This is a genomic window from Martelella sp. UBA3392, from assembly GCF_002358775.1.
GTDB lineage: Bacteria > Pseudomonadota > Alphaproteobacteria > Rhizobiales > Rhizobiaceae > Martelella > Martelella mediterranea.
Window position 1 is genome coordinate 11,551 of sequence record NZ_DEPM01000093.1, and the last position, 23,874, is coordinate 35,424.

Here is a 23,874-nt window from a genome sequence, read left to right on the forward strand (position 1 = left end):
GCAGCGGGCGGCCTCCGGCAGGGTATCCATCAATTCGTAGAAGCGGCGCACGAGCCGTTCAACGGCATCAGCGCCGCCTATCGCCTCGTAGAGTGTGATGGTTTCGCGCGCGTTCATAAGCGCTCCACAACTGGGGTTGATGGTGTGGTCTGTTGAATACCGATATTATGCCTCAACGCAATGCAGAGCGACGCCTTTTTCCTGCAAGACGTTGCGATGCTCCTCGGCCAACTCCGATCCGGTGAACACGGCGGTGAAGGTCTCGAGCCCGGTCAGGAAGTGCAGTCCGGGCCGGCCGAACTTGGTGTGGTCGGCGAGCAGCACGCGACGTTCGGCGCCCTTCACGATCAGCCTTTTGGTCTGCACCACTTCCGGATCCTGGTGGAAGGCCGCGCCCTCATAGATCGCGGAAGCCGAGATGAAGCCGATATCGGCGCGCAGCCCCCGCAGCGCATCCTCCGTCAGCAGGCCGAAAAAGCCGTTGAACTTGCGGCTGTACTGGCCGCCAAGCGCCATCAGTTCGATCCCGGCAATGCCGGCAAGCTGCGATATAACACTCAGATTGTTTGAAATCACAGTCAGCGGCAGGCGGTGGGTGAGGTGTTCGGTCAGGTTCGCCGCCGTCGACGAATCGTCGATCATCAGCGTCATGCCGGGCTCCACCAGCGCCGCGGCGCTTGCCGCGATCCGCGCCTTTTCGCTTGCCGCCATCTTCTGGCGATAGCGGAAATCGGCCTGAAACATGGCCGATGACTGGACGGACGCCCCGCCGCGCACCTTGCGGAGCTGTCCGGAAGCCTCGAGCTCATCGAGATCGCGGTGCACCGTCATCTTCGAAACATGGAATCGGAGACTCAGCTCATCGACGCTCGCCGTGCCCTTTTCCATCAGCAGCGCCATCATCGCCGCCCGTCTTTCATCGGCTTTCACCGGCCTCTCCATGTCCAATGTTGTGGTGTTTTTGATGTAACACCCTTGTTTGTGATAGATATCACATTTTATAACGATTAAAATAACATTTAATGTGTTGTTTGTAAAATAGTATTGTTATTTTCTTCGCAACTCCTATCATCAAAATACAAAGCTGCCATACTCGGGCGGCTAAGGAACATTTGATGAGCCGCCGGCAGAGGCGGCGCGCAATCACAGGAGACTTGGCGATGCCCATGATTACCTTGCGGCAGTTGCTCGACCACGCGGCCGAATACGGCTACGGCGTTCCGGCCTTCAACATCAACAATATGGAACAGGGCCTTGCGATCATGGCCGCGGCGAAGAAAACCTCCTCGCCGCTGATCATCCAGGCAAGCAGGGGCGCGCGCTCCTATGCCAACGACCTGGTGCTTGCCAAGCTGATCGAGGGCCTGTCGGAGCTTTACCCCGACATTCCGCTGGTCATGCATCAGGACCATGGCAACAACGAAGCCACCTGCATGACCGCGATCAAATACGGCTTCACCTCGGTGATGATGGATGGTTCGCTGAAGGCCGATGGCAAGACCCCGGCGGATTACGAATATAATGCGGGCATCACCAAGCGCGTGTCGGATTTTGCCCACTGGGCCGGCGCATCCGTCGAAGGCGAGATCGGCATTCTCGGCTCGCTGGAAACCGGCGAGGGCGAGAAGGAGGATGGCCACGGTTTCGAGGGCAAGCTGGAGCATGACCAGTTGCTGACCGATCCGGATCAGGCCGTGCAGTTCGTCAAGGAAACCCAGGTGGATGCGCTGGCGGTTGCCATGGGCACCAGCCACGGCGCCTACAAGTTTACCCGCAAGCCGGATGGCGACGTGCTGGCGATGAATGTGATCGAGGAAATCCACCGCCGCCTGCCGGGCACCCATCTGGTCATGCACGGTTCCTCCTCCGTGCCGGAAGAGCTGCAGGAGATCATCAACAAGTATGGCGGCGAGATGAAGCCGACCTGGGGCGTGCCGGTCGAGGAGATCCAGCGCGGCATCAAGCACGGCGTCCGCAAGGTCAACATTGACACCGACAACCGCATGGCCATGACCGGCGCGATCCGCAAGGTGTTTGCCGAAAACCCATCCGAATTCGACCCCCGTAAATATCTCAAGCCCGCCATGGAGGCGATGACCAAGCTCTGCGTCGAGCGCTTCGAGGCCTTCGGCACCGCCGGCCACGCCGACAAGATCAAGGCGATCCCGATGGCGGATATGGCCAAGCGCTACGCCGACGGCTCGCTGGCGCCGAAGATCGGGTAACGGGCGGCGGGCGCGTCAGCCCCGCCTGTCCATCGACCGCGACACCAGCAGCACCGGGATCAAGCCCGCCAGAATGATGATGATGGCGGGCACCGAGGCGCTTTCGACCTCGGCGCGCGACGCATCCTCATAGACGAGGGTTGCAAGCGTGTTGAAGTTGAAGGGGCGCAGCAGGATCGTGGCCGAAAGCTCCTTCAGCGTTTCGATGAACACGAGCAGCGCCGCGGTCAACAGTGCCGGGCGCATATTGGGCAGCAGCACGGAAAACAGCGCCTTCAACGGCGTTCGGCCGAGCGTGCGGGCGGCCATGTCGAGATTGGGCGAGAGCTTCTGGAAGCCGGAATCCACGCTACCCTCGGCCATCGCCAGAAATCGCGCGGTGCAGGCATAGACGATCGCAAAGCCGCTGCCTGAAAGCACCAGCCCCGTGGAGATGCCGAAGGAGGATCGCATCAACCCGTCGGTCCAGTTATCGAGGCCGGCAAGGGGGATCAGCACGCCGATCGCCAGCACCGTGCCGGGAATGGCATAGCCGAGCGAGGCGAGGCGGGCGAGGCTGCGGGTTCTGGGCGAAGCATAGCTTCTGACGGCATAGGCGAGGGTCAGGCCGAAGATGACGGCCACGATCGCGGCAAGGCCGGATACGGTGATGCTGGTCATCAGCGCTTCCAGCAGGCGGGCGGACGCAAAATCGTCTAGCCGTTTCAGCGCGAAATCGAGGAGCACCAGCGCCGGCACCAGAAAGCCGATGACAACCGGAATGGTGCATGAAAGGGTCGCGAGCGCGGCCTTAGCGCCGGTGAGGCGCTGGCGGGCGGCCTCGCCGCTGGCGCGCGAAGTCGCGTAGCGCTGGTTGCGCCGCGCCAGCCGCTCGAGCAGGATCAGCCCGAGCACGAAGACCAGCATGATCGCCGAAAGCTGTGCCGCGCCGCCGAGATCGCCCCGGTTCAGCCAGGTCTCGTAGATCGAGAAGGTCAGCGTGTTGACGCCGAGATATTGCACCGCGCCGATATCGTTCAGGCTTTCCATCAGCACCAGAGTCACGCCGACGATGATGGCCGGCCGCGCCATCGGAAACTGCACCCGCCGCAACACCCGCCATCGCCCCGCGCCAAGGGTTCGCGCCACCTCCGCCGCATTGCGCCCCTGCATGGCGAAAACCGCGCGGGCGGTCAGGTAGACGTAAGGATAGAGCACGGCCGACATCACCAGCACCGCGCCGCCCAGCGAGCGGATATCGGGGAAATAATAATCGCGCGCGCTCTGGAAGCCGAACAGCGCGCGGTAAAGCGTCTGCACCGGCCCGGTGAAATCGAGGAATTCGCCGAAGGCATAGGCGGCGAGATAGATCGGCATGGCGAGCGGCAGAACCAGGAGAGACGAGAGCAGGCGGCGGAAGGGGAAATCGAACGACACCACCAGCCATGCCGTCATCACCCCGACCACACCGGTGATCAGGCCGTTCAGCAGCAACAGCCAGAAGGTGCGCCGCGCGGCGCTCGGCAGCACCGTCGTCGCCAGATGGGCGAGCGACGAAAGATCGGATGTGAAGGCAAGCCAGACAATCGCTGCGAGCGGCAGCAGCATCAGCGCCGCAATCGCGCCCGCCGCAAGCGTGAGCGGCGCTGGCGCAATCCGCCGGAATATGCGCGTAGGGGTGTTGATCTCTGTTGCGGACATGGGGTGCGGCCTTCAGCCGAGCCGTTGCGGATGACCATTCTTACGATCTCACGCCGCTCCGGGCAATACGAGTCGCGCGCTCAATAATGCAGCGGCCTTGTCTGCCGCTCGGGCAGGAACACCTCGACCAGCATGCCTTCATTCGGAACCGCCTGAACCTCAAGGCGCGCGCCGAGACTTTCGGCAAGCCTGCGGGCCTTTTCCAGATGGGTGTTTTCCGCGCCGCCCTGTTCGGACCGTGCGCCGCCATTGCCGACGCGCCGGCGCGAGGGCGCGATGCCATTGTCGCGAAACCGCAGCACCGTCGCCCCGTCCGCCGTCAGCGCCGTCGATACCACGACCTGGCCGCCCGCCGGGGTGAACTGAACCGCGCCCATCAGCAGTTCCTGGGCGATCTGCCTGAGTGTTTCCGCGGAACCCGGCGCGTTGCCGACGCTCGGCGAAAGGGCGGCGCGGATGATGATCCGGCGTCCATTGGCGCGCGGCTGGACCATGCTCACGGCCTCGGCAATGGCGTCATTGATGCGCGCCGCCTCATCCTTTCGGGGGGTGATTTCAGGTTCGGCCGGGGGCGGAGCGATCTCGGGTTCGGGCTCCGGCTCACCCAGAAGCCTGCCGATCACGCCGCGGGCATGACGGCCCTTGAGCGTGATTTCGCGGGCGATGCGGTGATAGCGCTGATCGCCGATCGCGCCAAACGGTTGGTGATCAAGCGTTTCGGAAAGCGAAACAATCGCATCGATCGGCTGGCGCACCTCATAGCGCAACGCCGAGATGAAGGCATCGCGGTCATCCTCGGCCTGCCGCGCCTCGCGTCGGGCCGCCCGCAGATCGTCCTCGCGGCGCTTCAGCGCGGTGATGTCGCGCAGCGCCATGCAGATGCCGTCCGATTGCGGCAGCGGGCCGAGCGTCACATAGAGCGGGATCAGGCCGCCGCCGGACTCGCGGCCGATCACCTCCAGCCCCTCGGTGGCGATCTCGCCGACCGGCCGCTGGGCGAGGCGGTCGAGGTGCCTGTGGATGTCGCCGTGGCTTTCCTCGGCAAACAGGATATCCACTGGCTTGCCCGCAATCTCGGCCGTGTCGGTGGCAAACAGCGCGGCGGCGGAGGCGGAGAGCGAGCGCAGTTGCCGTTTCCCGTCCAGGATCACTATGCCGTCGGTTGCGGTGTCGAGGATCGAGGAGAGTTCCGCAACCTCGGCGTCCTTGTCGGCGCTGGGGGCGGGCGCCTCCGCCGGCTTCGGCGCGGCGCCGACCAAGGGCGTTGCGAGCGTGTCGGAATCCTGCGCCGGTCGCAATGTCAGGGCCAGCGCACGGCCATTATTCCAGGCGATCGCCTGCATGTGGAAGGATACCGGAAGCCTGTCGCCATTGGCGGTGCGCAGGAACAGGCGGTCGTCGCTGCCGCGCTCGACAAAGGCATCAGTGCCGCCGGCGGCGATCACCGCCTCGAGCGAGCCATAGCCGGACACCGCCAGAAAGGCGGGATTGACGTGAAGAATGCGCTCTCCCGCCTGGATCACGATCGGGTTCTCGCTGCGATCGAATTCGGAGGTGTCCGCTGTGGCTTCGGGTTTTTCGGCGGACGCGGTGGTGCGGCGGATCACCCGGCCGCGGGGCTCGCGCTCCGGCGCTGGCGGCTGTATGTCTTCGGCGGGGGCCTCAGGGCGCAACTCTTCGGCAGGGGCCGCGGAGCGCAACTGGCTTGCGATCTCATCCAGCGCGTGCCGCTCGTCATCCGTCAGTGTCTTCGCGCTTGTGGTCTGTCGGGCCTCCGGAATACGTGCAGGGCGCGGCGCTTCCCGCTGCTCGCCGAGCCTGACGAGACCAAAGCCGCGAAAACCGTCGAAACGGCGCTCCCGGGTAAAGGTGGGCAGGGCGGCGAGATCGACCGGCACGAGCATATTGGTGTTGCCGAGCGGCCATTCGACGCTGCGGCCGGACCAGGTTTCCGTCGTTTGCAGCAGGTCGCCGATCGCGCCAGCGCCCTTGACGCCGAGCCGCGATTCGACCTCGGCGAAGGTGAGACCGGTGATCGCGCCGGTTTCCTCGCCGACGGCTTCCACCAGCTCGCTCGAGACCTCGGTGATCCGCCCATAGATATCCGTGCGCCAGACGAAGCGGCGCGGAAGCGGCCCTTCTACGGCTTCCGGTTCCGGGGTCCGCGTCTCCTCGGCCGCCACAAGCTCGGGCTGCTTCCTTATCACCGGAGCGGCGGGCTGAATTGCCGGGTCAGCAGGCTCCAGGATGGGTGCAGCGGACTCCGCCGGGCTTTCCTCCATCAACGCGCCGAAGCTTTCGTCAATCGCGGCGATGACGTCGCGCGCCGGTCTTTGTGGCACAGGCGCTTCGCCGCGTTCTGGGCGTATATGCGGCCTGATCTCCGCCGAAAGGTCCGGCGAGACGGCGAGCAGGAAAAGGTCGGGTGTGCTGGAAAGCCGCCCCAGCGCCACCGGCCAGATCCCGGCTTCATTGGTGACCAGCCGCTCGATATAGCTGTCGGCCCGTCGCGAAAGGCTCTCGACGATGTCGGCAGTATCGGCCTCGCCAAGACCTGTGGCCGCGAAATCGTCAGAGCGGAGCGTGATCTGCCCGTCGCCGTTCACGAGCGCCAGATGTTGCGATCCGCGCACGAGGCTTGCGTCATCCCTTACGTCGGATTCGCATTCCAGCAGGAAATACCGATGGTTGGCGAGGATGAACAGGCTCGCCGTCGCCTTTCTCGTCACCCGCCTGAATCGTTGCGTCAGGTGAATCGTAAGGCTCTCGCTGTCGCCCGGCCCGGTAAGCCTGCCGGCGGCGGCGGCGAATTGACGGCGAAGAATCGGATCGCTCGGGCCCGCGCCGATCGTCGCATCTACCCCGGAATAGCCGAAAAGCCTGGCGCCTGCTTCATTGGCCCAGATGATCGCGCCGTCCGGCGCATCGAGCACGAGCATCGGCCGCGCTTCCAGGAATCGCTGGCGCAGGGCAGGGTGCGATGCAAAGGCGATGAAGGGCGGGTTGCTCATGAACGGCTGTCCGGTTCGCGTTGTCGGCCTGGCGCTTGGCCTTTTAATGCTTTTTTAATGATAAATGCCAATACGGTCCAGAATGCGGTGCGGTTTTTCACGCTCCACGGTTAATGTGCGGAAGCTCGGCGTCTCAAATCTTCTCGGGAAGAGATGTTGGGGCTTGCAAATTCGGTTCAGGCATTTTAAACGGGCCGCGATGCATCACGCGTCGCCCTTCAAGCGTCGCCCATCAAGCGTCACCTTGTGCGGTTGTAGCTCAGTTGGTTAGAGCGCAGGTTTGTGGCACCTGAGGTCGGTGGTTCAACTCCACCCAACCGTACCATTTCTCCATCTTGTCGTTTTCTCGCCAAAGAGGCCTTTGCTGGCCGTGTTTATGGCTGCGCACCAACTATAAGTTAACGTTAACATCCGATTGTAATTGTTATAAACAAGTCGTTGTGCTGCTGGTATTGCGGCGTCCGGATGGTGCTGGCAATGAATGAAGACCTTTCGGGCGCTTGTGAACAGCATGGCGATGATCTATGGTTTCGGCGATTTCAGAGACATTTTCGGCCGGGACCTGGCGGTTGACAGATAGTATGACCAACCTGACCGCTTATATCACGGGACTTTGCCTTTCGGCTGCCGCTGGCCTGTGCGCCGGCGTAGAGCCGGCATCGGCGCAGTTGCTGGAAGGGCCGGGCGCCCTGTTCCTCGATCAGACCCCGATCGAGATGATGGCTTCCAACTATTCGAGCTTCGAGACCGGCTATCTCCTGCCCCGCGGCGCGGTCTATCTGCAAGTCGGCTCCGATCAGACGACTGCGGGCTCAGGGACAGGCACCGAGGTCTATACCTTGCGCGGCGATTGGGCCGTTGCCGACTGGCTTCAGGTCAGCGCCTTCGGCCATGCGTTCGACGATCCGCCGCTTTGCGGGACGTCGGCATGCGCCGAGAATCTCACTTTTCTTGCCGGCGGCGGCGGTTTGAAGCTCGGTCTCGTCGAAAGCTATGGTCTTTCGATCGCCGCTTCCGGGTCGCTTGAAACGCTGTATCTGTCCGGCGATCTTTACGGCAACGAAGCGAACGGCAATTGGGAGATGGCAGGCAGCCTGCAATTGCCGATGAGCCTGACGGTTACCGACAGTCTGAGGTTTCACCTGACCCCCGGCGTTTCGTTTCTGCCGGAGAGCGTCAACGGCGTGCCCTATTACGGCACGATCCCTTATGTCGGCGCGGGGCTCACCTGGCAGCCCATTACCGGCCTTCAGTCCTATGCCACCGTCATGCTGCCCTACGGCACGGATGGCAATGCTCTTTCGAGCTCCGGCGGGTTCGAGATCACGCCGGTGTGGATGGCAGGCGTCAAGCTTGCGGTGACGCCCAAGGCGGCCGTTGATATTTTCGCGACCAATGGCTGGGGGCAGACGCCGGCGACCAGTATTCTGGCGTTTCCCGGCAATGACGAGATCGCCTACGGCATCAGGCTGAGCTACACGCCGTGGGTCGGGGTTGCGACCCGGGATGTCTATTTCGACAGCTATCGCGTGGATATGCTGAGCCCGGTCACCCAGCTCGAACAGGCGCGCCAGTTCGACGGGCTGACGCTGACCAGCGCCAATACGCTCACCCCTCATCGTATCCTGGCGGAGGCCGGCATCGGCAGCCGGGATTTCATGGATGTCCATCTCGGCTTCAGCCCGGACCAGGACCTGCAGCTTGACGCGATCTTCTCGCAATATCCGGGCGGCGGTATGGCGGGAGACGCGGTCAGCCCATGGGGGGATGAATGGGCCTATATGGTCGGCGGCAAATTGCGGCTCATGGACCAGAACTATGGCGACCTGTTTTCGCTGGCGGGGCAGGTTCTTGCCGGGCGCGACTTCAACAAGCCGACGACAGGTATAATTTACGCCTCGCTGCCGGCGAACCTTGATCTTTCGGATACCGTCTCCGTGGCTGTCGAGCCGAAATTCGCGGCCTATGGCGATGAACGCCTGAAAGCCATCGGCGGCGGCGTGACCGTGCGTCCTCTGCGGGATCTGACGCTGATCGGCGAGGTTACGGCGGTTCTGGACGGCGGCGATCCGGTGTGGGCGGGTGGCGCGCGTTACGCCCTTCCAAACACACCGTTCAGCGCGGATGCCTATGTTACAAATGCAACAGGTCTGCACGGAGTCGGAACAATGCTCGCTCAGGATGAGGCCCGCTATGGACTCACTTTACGTTTTGCGTATTAAAGTCATCGCATAAATTTGGAATGCGATATTTAACGGAATGCCTGCAGTCCGTTTGGAAGCTGTTCGGGCATTAAATTATTTAAATGCTTCTTGAGGTAGGTCTGTTTTAATCCATTCTCAACTGTTCGCGCGTATCCCGTAAGCGTAAAAGTGCGTTTCCAGGTGCATGTGTTCAGAAGGCTCGAATGCCAGAGCAAAAACAAGGCAATTCGGAGAATTTCTAGGTGCGTGCCGTAACAACCATTTGTCTGACCGTGCTGCTTTCCAGTTGCAGCGCCATTTACAATGTGTCGGAAGTGCGCCCGGTCGTGGGCCAGAGCTCGTCCGTGAAAGTTGTGCCGGTCACGAGCGAGAACGTGCTGCTTGCCAACGCTCTTACGCCTTACAGGCCCTTGTCGCTGCCTCCCGTGTTCGATCAGACGGCGACCCTTCAGGGCTCTGCCGTTCCGCGGATCTCCGCCTACAAGCCGCAGGCGCAACCCGGCCCGGTCGCGACCAAGTTGCCGCCGCTCCAGCAACCGAAATCCTACCGTATCGGGGTTGGCGATGTGGTGCTTCTGGCGACGCCGAACGCTGACTCGGCGCTAAACGAGATCAACGGCCTGCTCGCGGCGCAGAACGCGAGGCAGGGCTACACGGTGCAGGATGACGGCGCGATTGCGATCCCGACCGTGGGGCGCGTCAACATCGCGGGCATGACGCTCCAGGAAGCGCAGTCCGCGCTGTTCCAGAAGCTCGTCGCAAGCCAGATCGATCCGACCTTCAATCTGGAGATTTCGGAATTCAACTCGCAGCGCGTATCCGTGGGCGGAGATGTCGGCGACCCTCAACTGGTGCCGATTACGTTGACGCCGCTCTATCTCGACGAGGCGATCACTGAGGCGGGGGGCGTCCAGACGGTCGATCCGAGCTATGCCACGGTGCGGCTCTATCGTGACGGTGAGGCCTACCAGATCTCGGCTACGAAACTGTTCGCCAAGAACGACATCCCGAAAGTGCTGCTGCAGACCGGCGACCGTGTTTTCGTGGACAGCGAATATTCCGTGGAACTTGCCGAGGGCTATCTCCGGCAGGAGCTCGATCTGGCACGATTCCAGCGCGACGTGCTGGAAGAGCAGCGCGATATCTTCAAGACCAGGGTGAGCATGGACGCCGTCGATCGCGACTATGTCTATGTCTTCGGTGAAGTGAAAACCCAGGGCCGTTGGCCGTTGCCGTTCGATCGCTATGCGAGCCTTGCGGACGCGATGTTCGAACAGGGCGGGATTTCGCCGGTCACCGGCAATCCGCGCCGGATATACCTTCTACGGAAGAATCCTCTGCAGACCGCTGGCCCGATGGAAATCACCGCATGGTCGCTTGATGCGCAGAACACCGCCAACCTGCTTCTGGCGACGGAACTGCAGTTGCGGCCGAACGATATCGTCTTCGTCGCCAGCCAGCCGATCACCAACTGGAACCGCGTGATTTCCCAGTTGCTGCCATCGATTTCCATTCTCGGGACCGCAAACGGCATCCTGAATTGACAGGGACGAGCTTCTCGTCTGATTTTTCTGAACACATGATACCAAAACGGCGGCAAATTGCCGCCGTTCGTTTTCGCGAGGGACCCCTGACAATCAGGGACCGTCGTTGAATCTTACCTTGTCGACCAGTTCCGAAGCTTCCTTGCGGTGGGCGGCCACCTCGGAAAGCGGCAGCGTATCGGGATTGATTTCGCCGAAGGATTGCACGATCTCGGAGGCCTCGGCGCCTGGCAGAACGGGATATTCGAAAACCTGCTCTGCATAGATTTCCTGGGCCTCGGGCGAGGCGAGGAATTCCATCAGCTTCAGCGCGGTGTCCGGATGGGGTGCGTTCTTGGCCATGGCCATGCCGGAAATGTTGACATGCGTGCCGCGATCATCCGCATTGGGGAACAGCACGGTGATGGCCGCCGCCCAGTCCTTCTGCTCCGGCTCCTTGTCATTGGTCATCATCAGGCCGACATAATAGGTGTTGCCGAGCGCGATATCGCATTCTCCCGACATGATGGCCTTGGCCTGACCGCGGTCATTGCCGTTCGGCTTGCGCGCCAGATTGGCCTTGAAGCCGCGCAGCCATTCCTCGGTATATTCGGCGCCGTGGTGCGCGATCATCGAGGCGATCAGCGCGATATTATAGGGATGCTGGCCGTCGCGGATGCAGATCGCGCCTTTCCACTTGGGATCGGCCAGTTCCTCATAGGTGATCGGAATGTCGCCAACGCGATCCTTCGAGGCATAGACCACGCGGCCGCGTTTGGTCAGCGCGAACCATTCGCCATCGTCGTCGCGGTATTGCTCGGGAATATCGGCATTGATCAGTTCGCTTTCGACCGGCTGGGTGACGCCGCCTTCCTTCGCTTCCGTCAGACGCCCGATGTCGACCGTCAGGATGACGTCGACGGGGCTGTTGACCCCTTCGGCCTGAATGCGTTCGACAAGACCCTTGTCGAGGAAGAGGACGTTCGTCTGGATTCCGGTTTCCTCCTCGAAGCGCTCCAGGAGCGGCGCGATCAATTCCGGCTGGCGATAGGAATAGATGTTGACCTCGTCGGCGGCAAAGGTCGGCGCGGCGAACGCCACTGCCCCTGCCGTCGCCAGAATGCGGGTGATCGCTGAAAGTCTTGTCATTGCCTTCTCCCTGTGATCTCATATCTTGAGTATCGTAATCAGGTAATAGCGGATCGCTGTCAACCATGCCCTGGAAGACTTGAGTGAAAATTTCTTCTTTTGGAATTGTTCAAAAGAGGCAAAGGCGCTATAACGTGGAAAGATTCTAAAGAGGAGCACGGCATGCGCCTGACAAAGCAGACAAATTACGCGGTTCGGATGCTGATGTATTGCGCCGCCAATGACGGCAAGCTGAGCCGCGTGCCGGAGATTGCCAAGGCCTACGGGGTTTCCGAGCTGTTCCTGTTCAAGATCATCCAGCCGCTGCACAAGGCCGGCATCATGGATACCGTTCGTGGCCGTAATGGCGGCGTGCGTCTCGGCCGGCCTGCCGCCGATATCACGCTCTTCGATGTCGTGCGGGTGACGGAAGAAAATTTCGCGATGGCCGAGTGTTTTGAAGTCGGCGCCGAGACGGATTGCCCGCTGGTCGATAGCTGCGGCTTCAATTCCGCGCTCCGCGAGGCACTCAACGCCTTCTTCGCGGTGCTGGCGAAATACACCATTGCCGATCTCGTGCGCCGCCGCACCGATATTTTCAAGCTGCTCAACATTGAGGAAGACCGCAAGACCGAACAGTCCGCGGCCTGAAGCCTAGCCGTCGCCGATCTAGGATCGGACGTCGGCAAACACCTCCGCGATGGTCTTTTCCAGCGTATCGAACATCCCGTCCATTTCCTGACGGGTGATGATGAAGGGCGGCGCCAGCACGACGGAGGCGCCGAGCGGACGGCAGATCAGCCCGTTTTGAAGCGCCGTGTTGGCGATCTTTTCGGAGATGCCGACCTTGCTGTCGAACGCGGCTTTGGTGCTCTTGTCGGCAACAATCTCGATTGCACCCATGAAGCCGACGCCGCGTACCTCGCCGGCGTGAGGGTGGTCGGCGAACCGGCCAAGCCGCTCCTGAAAGTGCGGGGTAAGCGCACGCACATTGTCGATCAGCCCCTCATTCTCGATCACGTCGAGGGCCTTCAGCGCCACCGCGCTGCCGAGCGGGCTGCCGGCGGCGGTAAAGCCGTGGGGGAACTCGCCGAAACGGTCCGACGCCTCCATCAATGCCGCCGTGAGCTGCTCGCCCAGAATGACCGCGCCCATCGGATAGTAGCCGGCCGTCAGGCACTTCGACGCGATGATCGCGTCCGGTTCGATGCCGTAGTGATCGCTGCCCCACATCTCGCCAAGCCGCCCGAAGCCGCAGATCACCTCGTCGGCGATCAGCGGAATATCAAATTTGCGCAGGATCGGGCGGATCGCCTGGAAATAGCCCTTCGAGGGCGGGATCACGCCGCCGGCGCCCTGCACCGGCTCGGCAAACATGCCGGCGATGGTTTCCGGCCCCTCGCGCTCGATCAGGTCTTCGAGGTTGCGCGCCATGCGCTGGGTGAAGTCCTCCTCGCTTTCGCCCGGCAGGCCGTAACGCCAGAAATGCGGGCAATCGGCATGAAGAAAGCCGGGCAGCGGCAGGCCGAATTCGGCATTATAGGGCTTGCCCGTCATCGAGGCGGTGGCAATGGTGACGCCATGATAGGCGTTATGCCGGGTGATGATCTTGCGCCGCTCCGACTCGCCCCTGGCGCGGTTGATCATCCACAGCATCTTGACCATGGTGTCGTTCGCCTCGGAGCCCGAATTGGTGTAGTAGACCTTGCCATCTTCGAACGGCGACAGGCCGATCAGTCGCTTGGACAGTTCGACCGTGACATCGGCGATCCGGCCGAAGAAGGAATGATAGCCGGGAAAGCGCCGGGCCTGGGCGCAGAGCGCGTCGATCAGGCCCTGGTGGTTGAAGCCGGCGACATTGTTCCAGAGGCCGGAATTGGCATCGAGATAGCGTCTGCCGTTGACATCGACCACGTGAATGCCGTCGCCGTGGGAGAGCACGATCGGGCCGATCTCATCCAGCGAGGCGAAATCGGAAAAGCCCGGAAAGACGTTCTCCATCCCTTGTTTTTCCCATGCGTGCATCGTCGTCTCCGTCATTTCCCGTGGCAGCGAGGTTTGTCGCGAACGGCCGCCGCCGTCAACCCGTGTCGACCGTCCGGTGTAACGGCGGATTTAGGCCACGCGACGATACCATTTGTCTGCGAAACGATTTAAGCAAAGCGGGAGCGTTTTTGCTGGCCCCTTTGCGGCTAGCGGTTGAGGAACCTTTCGGGAGGACATCATGACGGATAACGGTATCAGAAACCCCATATTGCCGGGCTTCAATCCCGATCCATCGATCTGCCGCGTCGGCGATGACTACTATATCGCGACCTCCACATTCGAATGGTATCCCGGCGTCCAGATTCACCATTCCCGCGATCTCGCCAACTGGCGGCTGGCGGCGCGCCCGCTGAACCACGCCAGCCTGCTCGACATGCGCGGCAATTGCGACAGCGGCGGCATCTGGGCACCGTGCCTCACCCATGCCGACGGGCTGTTCTGGCTGGTCTACACCGATGTGAAGCGCATTTCCGGCAGCTTCAAGGATGCGCCGAATTACCTCACCACCGCGCCCTCGGTGGAAGGGCCTTGGTCGGACCGCGTCTATCTCAATGCCAGCGGCTTCGATGCCTCGCTGTTTCACGCGCCGGATGGTCGGAAATATCTGCTGAACATGCTCTGGGACCACCGCCAGAAAGGCCATGGCGACCAGTTCGCCGGGATCGTGCTGCAGGAATACGATGTCGCGGCGCAAAAGCTCGTTGGCCCGATCCACAATATCTTCCGGGGTTCCGAGCGCAAGCTGACCGAGGCTCCGCATCTCTATTACCGTAATGGATGGTACTATCTGATGACCGCCGAGGGCGGCACGGGCTATGAGCATGCGGTGACGCTTGCCCGCTCGCGCGATCTTCTCGGGCCGTACGAGATGCATCCGAATACCCACGTGCTGACCACGTTCGATGCGCCGGACGCGCCGCTGCAGCGCTGCGGCCATGCCGATATCGTCGAGACCCAGGCGGGCGAGACCTATATGGTGCATCTGTGTTCGCGCCCGGTCGAAGTGGCATGGGACGAGGGCAAGGCCGCTTTTCGCCGGGGGCTACCGGGCGAGGAAAACGAGCGCCGCCGCTCGCAGATGGGGCGCGAGACCGGCATCCAGAAAATGGAATGGCGCGATGATGGCTGGCTCTACCTCGCCGAGGGCGGCCATGCGCCGACAAGCCTGATCACCCCCGCGCCGAAAGGGCTTGAGCCCGCGCCGTTCGAAGCGCCTGCGGTTCGCACCCGGTTCGCACCCGGTCCGCTCCCCACCGACTTCCAGTGGCTGCGCAGCCCGGAGCCGGAGCGGATGTTCTTGCTCGATGCTCGTCCGGGTCACTTGCGCATATTCGGCCGGATGTCGCCGGGCAATGTGTTCGAAAACGCCATGCTCGCCCGCCGCCAGACAGAGCATCATTACACCGCAGCGACCGAGATCGATTTCGATCCGATCGACTTCCAGACCTTCGCTGGGCTGATGTGCTGGTACAACATGGCGCAGCACCATTTCCTCGCGGTCTGCCGCGAGGATGACGGCACAAGGGCGTTGCGGATCATGTCGGCGCTCGGCGATTTTCCCTTTGGCAAAACCGTCTTCGGCTGCGATCCCGAGCCGGTGCCGGATGGCCCGCTGGAACTTCGGGTCACGGTCGACAAGGCGGCGCTGCAGTTTTCCTGGCGCAGCGGGGAGGGCGCGTGGCGCGATATCGGGCCGGTGCTCGATGCGACGATCCTCTCAGACGAGGCGGGCGTTGGCGAGGGCAATAATTTTACAGGGGCCTTCGTCGGCATGGCGGCCTATGATACCGGCGGTCGCGGGCATCACGCCGACTTCGCGTGGTTCGACTACGCGGTTCGCGCGTGAGGCGCGGCCTCGATTGACAATGATGACTATTTCACTCAACTATTGCGCCCTGTTCGTAACCAGCAGGGGTCATCATGCATTCGGGCATTCTCGCATCCGCCGTCCTTTCCATCTCAATCCTTACCGGTGGCGTCGCGTTCGCAGGGCAGGTGATCGACCATGCCATGGGTACGACGGAGGTGCCGGACGCGCCGCTCAGGGTGATCACGCTGACCAACGAGACGACCGAGGCCGCGCTGGCGCTCGGCGTAACCCCGGTCGGCGCGCCGCAGTCCTGGTATGGCGATCCGTGGTATCCGCATCTTGGCGACAGGCTTGATGGGACCGAAGTGCTCGGGACCGAGCTCGCCGTCAATGTCGAACTGGTGGCAGCACTTGAGCCGGACCTGATCATCGGCAGCCGCAAGCGCGACGAGGAGATTTACGGCCAGCTCTCGGCGATCGCGCCGACGGTGTTCATCGAAGGGCTTGGCGCCTGGAAGGATAATTTCGCTTTCGTCTCCGATGTGCTGAACCGCGAGACCGAGGGTGAGGCGGCTCTGGCAAACTATGAGAACCGGGTTGAGGCCCTGAAGGACGGTCTCGGCGACAATGCCGGCGAGAGCCTGTCCGTGGTGCGCTTCGTGCCGGGCCAGACCTATCTCTACCTCAAGGGCAGCTTCCTTGGTCATGTTCTGGCCGATGCCGGCTTCACCCGTCCGCCGCAGCAGGATGCCGACGGATTGTCGCTTGCGGTCGGTCGCGAGAGCATTCCCGACATGGATGGCGACCGGATATTCTGGCTGACCTATGACACCGGCGACGGCAAGGGCGATGCGATGGCCGAGGAGTTCTTGTCCGACCCGCTGTGGTCGCGGCTCTCGGCGGTCAAGGATGGAAGGGTTTACGAGGTCGATGACGGCGTATGGGCAACGGCCGGCGGCTGGTTCGCGTCGCAGGAAATGCTGGACGATCTCGCCGATGTCTACGGCGTGGAACTGCCGCCGGCGGAGGCGGCCTCGGACTAAGCCGATTGCCGCGAAAGCGGCACGATCACCGGCAGGTCGGTTTCCGGCAGCGGCAATATCCGGCAGTCGATATCGAATACCGTGCTGATCCGTTCTTCGGTCAGCACGTCGCGGGTCGCGCCTTCCGCGGCGATCCGGCCGTCGTTGAACAGCACGACATGATCGGCATAGCGCAGCGCATGGTTCAGATCGTGCAGCACGATCACGAAGCTACGTTGTTCGCGCCGGTTCAGCATCACCAGCAAATCCAGGATTTCGAGCGCGTGGGCGATGTCGAGATGGTTGGTCGGCTCGTCGAGGAAGATGCGCGGCGCGTCCTGCGCCAGCGTCATCGCGATCCAGGCGCGCTGCACCTGGCCGCCCGAAAGCTGGCCGATGCTGCGCCCTGCAAGCGCCTCCATGCCCGTGGTCCTGAGCGCGTTTTCGACCGCGCGCCGGTCTTCGGCGGACGGGCCGGAAAACCGGCTGCGGCGGGAATAGCGACCGAGCATTGCGAGATCGAACACGGTCATGTCCTCCGGCGCATCGGGTGACTGGCTGAGCATTGCGATCTCGCGGGCCAGCGCGCGCGGCGTCCAGTCGTCAAGCGCCTGACCCGCCACCTCCGCCTCGCCGCCGCTTGGCGCATGGAGCGCGCGCAGCACCTTGAGCGCGGTGGATTTGCCGCTGCCGTTCGGCCCGCAAAAGGCGATGATCTTCTGCTCCGGCAGCGTGAGGTCGATCGCATCAAGCGCGGTGAACCCGTCATAATGCGCGGAAAGCGTGGACATTTCGGCAAGCGGCTTAGACATTGCTGCGCTGGCTCCTGAGGATAAGCATGAGGAAAAGCGGCGCGCCGATCAGCGCGGTCACCGCGCCCGCCGGCAGTTCCAGCGGACTGGCGATGGTGCGGGCGAGCGTATCGGCAACCAGCACCAGGATGCCGCCGATCATCGCGGTCGCGACCAGATAACCGGCGGCGAACTGGCCATGGAACAGCCGCGCGGCATGCGGCGCGATCAGCCCGACAAAGCCGATCGCGCCGACCTGCGAGATCGCGAGCGCCGTCAGCAGAACCGAAAGCACCATGAGCGCGATCCGATTGCGGTCGACCGAAAAGCCGGTGGTCGCCGCCGTCTGGGCATCGAGCACGATCTGGCGCATCGGCAGGCGCATGAAGATCAGGACGGGCACCGCCGCCGCAAGGCCGAGCGTCACCACGCCGACATCGATCCAGTGGGCGGCGCTGACCGAGCCGGTGATCCATTGCAGGGCCTGGCTGGCGCGATAGACCGGGCCGATGATCATCATCAGCGTGACGGCCGCCTTGGCGAGCGCGGAAAGCGCAATGCCGTAGAGGATCACGCGCACGGGATCGCGGCGGCGGGTATCGGCAAGCGTCAGCAGCCCCACAAGAGCGGCAAAGGCAAGCGCGCCGATGATCGCGGCGAGCGGTTGCCACTGGATCGAGACGGTGAGCACGTTGGCTTCATCCGAAAACAGCCACAGGAAGGTGACGACGCCAAGCGCCGCGCCATCGGTGATGCCGAGGATCGAGGGCGCGGCCATCGGGTTTCTGAGCGCGCGCTGCAAGATCGCGCCGGCAAGGCCGAGCGCCATGCCCGCCGCCACCGCCAGCGCCACCCGCGGCAGGCGCAGGGTCCAGACAATGACGGTGTCCATCCGGGCGCCGTCGCCGAGGAGTGCGGAAATCACCCGATCCGGGCCGATGAAGCTCGAGCCGAGACCGGTCGCGCCAATCACGCATAGCGCCAGCAACGCGGTAAGCACGGTCAGGCGGAGGGCAGGGGCGTTCATACGCCGACCTCCCGAAACCGCTTCGCGCGTAAGAGCGCGATCAGGAACGGCACGCCGACAAAGGCGAGCACAGCGCCGATCGGCGCCTCGCCCGGGGCGACGATTAGGCGCGCCAGAATATCGGCCAGCACCGCGATGACCGCGCCCGTCAGCATGGCGAGCACGGCCATGCCGATAAAGGCGGGACGATTGGGCGCAAGCCGGCGGGCAATATGCGGCGCGATCAGTCCGAGAAAAGCGACCGGGCCGGACATGGCGACCGCGCCGGCTGAAAGCAGGGCGGCAAGCGCCAGCGCCGCAATACGGGTGCGCGCCACATCGACGCCGATGCCGGCCGCACTCTGGTCGTCAAGCCGCAGCGCATCGATCGACGGGCCGAGGAGGGCGCAGCCGGAAAGCGCGACCGCGAGCGCCAAAACGCCCACCCAGAGCAGCGCAAGCGGGCGATCGGCAAAGCCGCCGGAGAGCCAGAACAGCAGCGTTTCAAGCGCGGTTTCATCGAGAAGCAGCGCAAGCTGGGTGAGCGAGGCGAGCATGGCGGCAACCGTGACGCCGATCAGCAATATGCCCGTTGGTCCCGCCTGCGGCCCGAGCGCGGCGGACAGGCCGAAGACCAGCGCGGTGGCGGCAAGCGCGCCGCAGACCGCAAGCAGGCCAATCGCGCCGACCGAGACCACGCCGAACAGCACCAGGCCGAAGGCGACCGCGAAGGCGGCGCCGGCATTGACGCCCAGAAGGCCGGGTTCGGCGAGCGGGTTGCGGGTGGTCGCCTGCATTAGCAGGCCGGAGATGGCTAGCGCCGCGCCGGTCGCCATCGCGTTCAGCGTGCGCGGCAGGCGCAGCGTGCGGATGATGATGTCGGCCGTGTCATTGCCGCCGGAAAAGGCCGTCCACACCGTCGCCGGTCCATAGAGCCGCACGCCGAGATGCAGGCTTGCAATCGCGGCGATCAGCAATGTCAGGCTCAACAGCAGCAGCGTCTTTCGCACGGGTTCCCCTTTCGCAGCGACGATTGACATTGCTGATTGAAATGGTCAACTTTAAAACCAAAAAGATGAGTACAATATTCAACTAGGGAGTTTAAGTGGTTCGACCGATACGACTGGCAGCAATGGCTGCCCTTGCCATCCTGCTCGCAACCCCGCTTGCCGCGCGCGAGGTGAGCGATGCCATGGGCACCGTCACCGTTCCGGACCTGCCGGAGCGCATCGTGGTGCTTACCAATGAGGGCACTGAGGCGCTGCTTGCGCTCGGCGTTCACCCGGTCGGCGCGGTCAATTCCTGGCAGGGCGATCCGTGGTGGGATCATATCGAGGCGCAGATGGGCGATGCCGAGCCGGTCGGGACCGAAAGCGCGGTCAATCTGGAACTGGTCGCGGCGTTGCAGCCGGATCTGATCATCGGCAACCGCCAGCGGCAGGAGGATATCTATCCCCAGCTTTCCGCGATCGCGCCGACGGTGATGTCGAGCGAGTTGCGCGGCGACTGGAAGGTCAATTTCAAGCTCTATGCCGAGGCGCTCGGCCTTTCCGACAAGGGCGAGGCAGTGATCGCCGAATATGACGCCAAGGTCGCCGATCTCCGGGAAAAACTCGGCGACGCGACGAATGAGGAAGTCTCCGTCATCCGCTTCCTGCCGGGCCAGATCCGCATCTACCAGCTCGACAGCTTTTCCGGCGTGTTGCTGAAGGATATCGGGTTCCAGCGCCCGGAAAACCAGAATGTCGAGGAATTCGCGATCCGCACCGGCAAGGAGAGCATTCCCGACATGGATGGCGACCGGATCTTCTATTTCACCTGGGAGGTCGGCAATGGCGAGGGCAAGGCGCTCGAGGAGGAGGTTCTCGCGGACCCGCTCTGGCAATCGCTCTCCGCCGTCAAGGCCGGCAGGGTCCACGGCGTTTCCGATGCGATCTGGAACACCGCCGGCGGGGTGATCGCGGCCGACCTGATGCTCGACGATATCGCCCGGATTTACGGCGTTCAGTAACCATTTTCGGTGTTTTTGACGTGTCGTGCCGCGCGGGTGGAGAGCTCGCGCGGCATTCGCATCTGAGCGCGCCCGATTGACCTTCCGGCAACGAAGCGATAAACGAGCGTCCCATGGCGTCCGGCCGGGTTCGAACCCCGTCAGACCGGATCGATCAAGAACACGAACGAACCAGGACTTTTATGACGAGAGCTACCTCCTCGGCGCCCTCCCAGCGCATGCTTCGCGTTGGCGAACAGGTGCGCGCCGCCATCACCAAGGTGCTGCAGCGCGGCGATCTTCTCGACCCGCTGATCGAGACCACCGTGATTTCCATTTCCGAAGTGCGGATGTCGCCGGATCTCAAGGTCGCGACCGCCTATGTCACGCCGCTCGGCCAGACCGATCACGACGCGGTGGTCAAGGCGCTCAACCACCATGCCAAGTTCCTGCGCGGCCGGATCACCCGCGAAATCCGGCAGATGAAGAACATTCCCGAACTCAGGTTCCGCGACGACACAAGCTTCGAGAATTTCCGCAAGATCGACGAACTCCTGCATTCGCCGGAAGTGGCCCGCGATCTCGATCACGATGAAGACGACGGCAAAGAATAAGAAAATGGCGCGACAGAGAAAACCCAAGGGCCGTCCGATTTCCGGCTGGCTGATCCTCGACAAGCCGATCGATTACGGTTCCACCGAGGCCGTCTCCAAGATCAAATGGCTGTTCAAGGCCCAGAAGGCCGGCCACGCCGGCACGCTCGATCCGCTCGCCTCCGGCATGCTGCCGATCGCGCTGGGCGATGCCACCAAGACCGTGCCTTACGTGATGGACGGCCGCAAGATCTACGAATTCACCGTTAGCTGGGGCGAGGAACGCACCACGGACGATCTCGAGGGCGAGGTCAGCGAGAGCTCCGACAACCGCCCGCAGCGGGCTGATATCGAGGCGCTGATCGAAAAATACACCGGCGTGATCGAACAGGTGCCGCCGCAGTTTTCCGCCATCAAGATCGATGGCAACCGCGCCTATGATCTGGCCCGCGAGGGCGAGACGGTCGATATCCCGACCCGCGAGGTCGAAATCCACCGCCTGACGCTGCTCGGCTGCCCGGATGAAAACACCGCCGAATTCGAGGTGGAATGCGGCAAGGGCACCTATGTGCGCGCGCTTGCCCGCGACATGGGCCGTGATCTCGGCTGCTTCGGCCATATCTCGTCACTGCGCCGTCCTTTCGTGGCGCCGTTTTCCGAGGATATGCTGGTGCCGCTTTCGGAGCTCACCGCGCTTGAGGAGATCGAGGACGATGAGGAGCGCTTCGCCGCGCTGGAAGAATATCTGGTCGATACCTCGGAAGCGCTTGCCAGCCTTCCGCATGTTCCGGTGAACGAGGATCAGGCCCGCCGGCTGAAGCTCGGCAATCCGATCATCCTGCGCGGCGCCCATGCGCCGGTGGAGGAACCGGATGCCTACGCCTCGCTTGCCGGCAAGCTGGTGGCGATCGGCGAGATCGCCGAGGGCCAGTTCAAGCCCAGGCGAGTATTCGGCTGAGCAATCCGCTCGGGGCCTCGCCTTCAGCGCGAGGCCCCGAGCTGGGACGCCAGCGCCGCGAATGCCCCCGCTACGGTCGCTTCGTCGATTGCATCGTCGCTGTTGACCGTTACCGAGATGCAATAGCCGCGACCGTCCTCGCCGGTCAGCGCCGCGGTCAGGTTCAGGACGCCGGGTTCGCTGCCGCCCTTGTAGGCCACGGATTGCCAGCCGCGGACCGGCCCCTTGTTGATGGCGAAGATATCCGCCGCTTTGACATCGTGCGCGAGCCGGCAAAGCGTTTCCGTCGAAAGATACCATTCGATCCCTTCGATTGCGGGTCCGCTCGCATCTCTGGCGGCAGGGAGGGGCGCATCGGCGATTTCCGCGAGCAGCATCGCCCGCTCCGCAGTCGTGCCGGTTCGGTAGCGTTCGGCAAGAGCGGGATCGGCCTTCAGGGCAAAGAGGGCGCGGGTGGTGAGCACGTCATCGAGGCCAAGTGCAGCGGCAACGCGCTCGGGGCCGAGGATGCGCATCAGCATGTCGGTCGCGGTGTTGTCGCTTTCCGAGATCATCAGCGCCGCCAGCGTATGCAGCGTGAAGGGAGAGCCTAGCGGGAAGGTCTGCAACCTGCCGGAGGGAAGCGATATGTCCTCGGGCCGTAGCGCCTCCACGTCCTCCCACCGGCGCTTGCCGGCCTCGATATCGTCCATGAGAACCTTGAGAACGCCGAGCTTGAAGGCCGAGCCGACCGCAAGCGGGGTCTCCGCATTTTTCTCGTGGAGCGTTTCGCCCTCCGCCGTCACCAGATAGGAAACCGTGCCGGGCAGGGCGGCGATATCGGCAAGCGTATCCTCCATGCTTCCGCCGCTGGGCTGGAACGGGTGGAAGAACAGGCCGGTGATCTTGCCCGAAGCGTCGAGTTCGATGTCGGCGGGTATGTCGCCGGCCTCCGCGCGGATAAGGTAGCCGTCGTCATCCTCCGTGATGCCGGTCACCGGTCCGGCCTGTTCGTGAAGCTGCTCCAGTATGGCCGTCAACTGCTCGGTCGGCACGGCTTTGGCGAAGCTCTCGGACACAAGGCCGGCGGCGCTTTCGGGCGTGTCGATCAGGCTTCGGAGCGTTTCGATTTCGCGGTCCTCGGCATGGGCGATCGCGGTCTGCAGCAGCAGCGCGGCGTATGTAACCGTGGCGATGCGGCGGATAGCGGGCAGCATGTTTCCCTCCTGCGGTAACGGGTCTGGCGACAGTGCGGAGCGCACCGTCTTACATATAAGGCGGTCGTCCGAAACGGAAGGGTGGCCGGTCAGGCGAAAATTCGGACAGCCATTGCGTCGCCGTTCATCCTGTGTTGGAAAACTTGTTGTAGTGGGGGAGAGTGTCGTTCTCGCCGGATTTGCCGTCATAATGTCTTTCGGTTCCGGTGGCAAAAGCGTACAGAGTCTGATAACGCTGGCTTACTACAAGGGGAGGTTGCATGCTGGATATGCTCATGCGGTGCATCGTGCCGATCGCCGCCGCCTTTTTCACCGTCATTGCGATTGCCACGGGCTGGTTCTGGATCCTGCTGATCACCATCCCGCTGCTGGCGATCGCCTTCTATGACTGGTTCCAATCGTCCTGGACCATTACCCGCAACTATCCCGTTGCCGGCCGCATCCGCTGGATAGCATTGTCGCTGCGCCCCTTCATCCGCGCCTATGCGGTGGAGGACGACACCCACGGCACGCCCTATTCCTATGCCGCGCGGCAACTGATCCGGACGCGGGCGCATGGTCTTTCCGACACGGTGCCCTTCGGCACGGAGCTCGAGGTCTACGAGGATCCGCATCACTGGATCTCCCATTCCATGGCGCCGCATACCGATCCCGATCGCTCGCCGCGCGTCACGGTCGGCAACGAGCAGTC

Annotated in this window: 18 protein-coding genes, 1 tRNA gene and 2 pseudogenes; 11 read left to right on the top strand and 10 right to left on the bottom strand. The window is 63.0% G+C overall.

The features are described 5' to 3' along the window. Both B4E36_RS07010 and B4E36_RS07015 read right to left on the bottom strand, forming a co-directional pair. Positions 1-117 (bottom strand): annotated as a pseudogene (locus B4E36_RS07010) (globin); the annotation flags it as partial. 48 nt (positions 118-165) lie between these two features. Beyond that, positions 166-930, bottom strand: coding sequence for a DeoR/GlpR family DNA-binding transcription regulator (locus tag B4E36_RS07015; RefSeq protein ID WP_026173138.1), 765 nt, complete (start codon positions 928-930; stop codon positions 166-168). 230 nt (positions 931-1,160) lie between these two features. On the opposite strand from B4E36_RS07015, the gene fba reads away from it, so the two are divergent. Continuing rightward, positions 1,161-2,225 (top strand): class II fructose-bisphosphate aldolase, encoded by a 1,065-nt coding sequence (gene fba / locus B4E36_RS07020; protein WP_345900169.1) that lies wholly within the window; start codon positions 1,161-1,163, stop codon positions 2,223-2,225. A gap of 15 nt (positions 2,226-2,240) precedes the next feature. Here the strand turns inward: fba and B4E36_RS07025 are convergent, their stop codons facing one another. Then, positions 2,241-3,905 (bottom strand): ABC transporter permease, encoded by a 1,665-nt coding sequence (locus B4E36_RS07025; RefSeq protein ID WP_292056985.1) that lies wholly within the window; start codon positions 3,903-3,905, stop codon positions 2,241-2,243. An 80-nt stretch (positions 3,906-3,985) separates the two neighbouring features. After that, entirely contained in the window at positions 3,986-6,916 is a 2,931-nt protein-coding gene (locus B4E36_RS07030) for a PAS domain S-box protein (protein ID WP_345900170.1), read from the bottom strand. A gap of 248 nt (positions 6,917-7,164) precedes the next feature. Between B4E36_RS07030 and B4E36_RS07035 the strand changes: the two genes are divergently transcribed. The 3 genes from B4E36_RS07035 (at position 7,165) to B4E36_RS07045 (ending at position 10,664) form a co-directional block, all read left to right on the top strand. Next, a tRNA-His gene (locus tag B4E36_RS07035) sits at positions 7,165-7,241 on the top strand. Positions 7,242-7,497: 256 nt separating this feature from the next. Beyond that, on the top strand, positions 7,498-9,138 hold the full coding sequence (locus B4E36_RS07040) for a hypothetical protein (RefSeq protein WP_345900171.1): 1,641 nt from the start codon (positions 7,498-7,500) through the stop codon (positions 9,136-9,138). 224 nt (positions 9,139-9,362) lie between these two features. Continuing rightward, positions 9,363-10,664: a polysaccharide biosynthesis/export family protein gene (locus tag B4E36_RS07045; protein ID WP_292056989.1), complete on the top strand. Its 1,302-nt coding sequence runs from the start codon at positions 9,363-9,365 to the stop codon at positions 10,662-10,664. A 93-nt stretch (positions 10,665-10,757) separates the two neighbouring features. On the opposite strand, the gene B4E36_RS07050 is transcribed toward B4E36_RS07045, so the two are convergent. After that, positions 10,758-11,792 carry a Fe(3+) ABC transporter substrate-binding protein gene (locus tag B4E36_RS07050; RefSeq protein WP_292056991.1) on the bottom strand — a complete coding sequence of 345 codons (1,035 nt, stop codon included), beginning with the start codon at positions 11,790-11,792 and terminating at the stop codon, positions 10,758-10,760. A gap of 162 nt (positions 11,793-11,954) precedes the next feature. On the opposite strand from B4E36_RS07050, the gene rirA reads away from it, so the two are divergent. Next, positions 11,955-12,422: an iron-responsive transcriptional regulator RirA gene (rirA, locus tag B4E36_RS07055; RefSeq protein ID WP_292056993.1), complete on the top strand. Its 468-nt coding sequence runs from the start codon at positions 11,955-11,957 to the stop codon at positions 12,420-12,422. 18 nt (positions 12,423-12,440) lie between these two features. On the opposite strand, the gene B4E36_RS07060 is transcribed toward rirA, so the two are convergent. Further along, positions 12,441-13,796 (bottom strand): aminotransferase, encoded by a 1,356-nt coding sequence (locus B4E36_RS07060; protein ID WP_345900172.1) that lies wholly within the window; start codon positions 13,794-13,796, stop codon positions 12,441-12,443. A gap of 199 nt (positions 13,797-13,995) precedes the next feature. On the opposite strand from B4E36_RS07060, the gene B4E36_RS07065 reads away from it, so the two are divergent. After that, complete coding sequence (locus tag B4E36_RS07065) at positions 13,996-15,663, top strand: glycoside hydrolase family 43 protein (protein ID WP_292056995.1); 1,668 nt, start codon at positions 13,996-13,998, stop codon at positions 15,661-15,663. A gap of 74 nt (positions 15,664-15,737) precedes the next feature. Beyond that, positions 15,738-16,670 carry an ABC transporter substrate-binding protein gene (locus B4E36_RS07070; protein ID WP_292056996.1) on the top strand — a complete coding sequence of 311 codons (933 nt, stop codon included), beginning with the start codon at positions 15,738-15,740 and terminating at the stop codon, positions 16,668-16,670. On the opposite strand, the gene B4E36_RS07075 is transcribed toward B4E36_RS07070, so the two are convergent. Genes B4E36_RS07075 through B4E36_RS07085 form a run of 3 tightly spaced genes read right to left on the bottom strand, consistent with a single transcriptional unit; the run spans position 16,667 to position 19,456 of the window. Continuing rightward, a complete protein-coding gene (locus tag B4E36_RS07075; RefSeq protein ID WP_345900173.1) occupies positions 16,667-17,461 on the bottom strand; it encodes an ABC transporter ATP-binding protein in 795 nt (264 codons plus the stop codon). The genes B4E36_RS07070 and B4E36_RS07075 overlap by 4 nt on opposite strands. Next, the gene (locus tag B4E36_RS07080) at positions 17,454-18,467 is read right to left on the bottom strand and encodes a FecCD family ABC transporter permease (RefSeq protein ID WP_292056998.1); all 1,014 of its coding nucleotides are present in this window, start codon (positions 18,465-18,467) and stop codon (positions 17,454-17,456) included. Before B4E36_RS07080 ends, B4E36_RS07075 begins: the two co-directional genes overlap by 8 nt. Continuing rightward, complete coding sequence (locus B4E36_RS07085) at positions 18,464-19,456, bottom strand: FecCD family ABC transporter permease (RefSeq protein ID WP_292057000.1); 993 nt, start codon at positions 19,454-19,456, stop codon at positions 18,464-18,466. Before B4E36_RS07085 ends, B4E36_RS07080 begins: the two co-directional genes overlap by 4 nt. A gap of 122 nt (positions 19,457-19,578) precedes the next feature. Here B4E36_RS07085 and B4E36_RS07090 point away from each other — a divergent pair, with 122 nt between their 5' ends. From B4E36_RS07090 to truB, 3 genes are all read left to right on the top strand, one after another. Then, on the top strand, positions 19,579-20,457 hold the full coding sequence (locus B4E36_RS07090) for an ABC transporter substrate-binding protein (RefSeq protein ID WP_292057001.1): 879 nt from the start codon (positions 19,579-19,581) through the stop codon (positions 20,455-20,457). A 182-nt stretch (positions 20,458-20,639) separates the two neighbouring features. Beyond that, positions 20,640-21,050 carry a 30S ribosome-binding factor RbfA gene (gene rbfA / locus B4E36_RS07095; RefSeq protein ID WP_292057002.1) on the top strand — a complete coding sequence of 137 codons (411 nt, stop codon included), beginning with the start codon at positions 20,640-20,642 and terminating at the stop codon, positions 21,048-21,050. A gap of 4 nt (positions 21,051-21,054) precedes the next feature. After that, positions 21,055-21,987, top strand: coding sequence for a tRNA pseudouridine(55) synthase TruB (truB, locus tag B4E36_RS07100; RefSeq protein WP_292057004.1), 933 nt, complete (start codon positions 21,055-21,057; stop codon positions 21,985-21,987). Positions 21,988-22,010: 23 nt separating this feature from the next. On the opposite strand, the gene B4E36_RS07105 is transcribed toward truB, so the two are convergent. Then, a complete protein-coding gene (locus tag B4E36_RS07105) occupies positions 22,011-23,183 on the bottom strand; it encodes a serine hydrolase (protein WP_292057005.1) in 1,173 nt (390 codons plus the stop codon). Positions 23,184-23,443: 260 nt separating this feature from the next. Between B4E36_RS07105 and B4E36_RS07110 the strand changes: the two are divergent. Next, a pseudogene (locus B4E36_RS07110) lies at positions 23,444-23,874 on the top strand (FMN-binding glutamate synthase family protein); the annotation flags it as partial.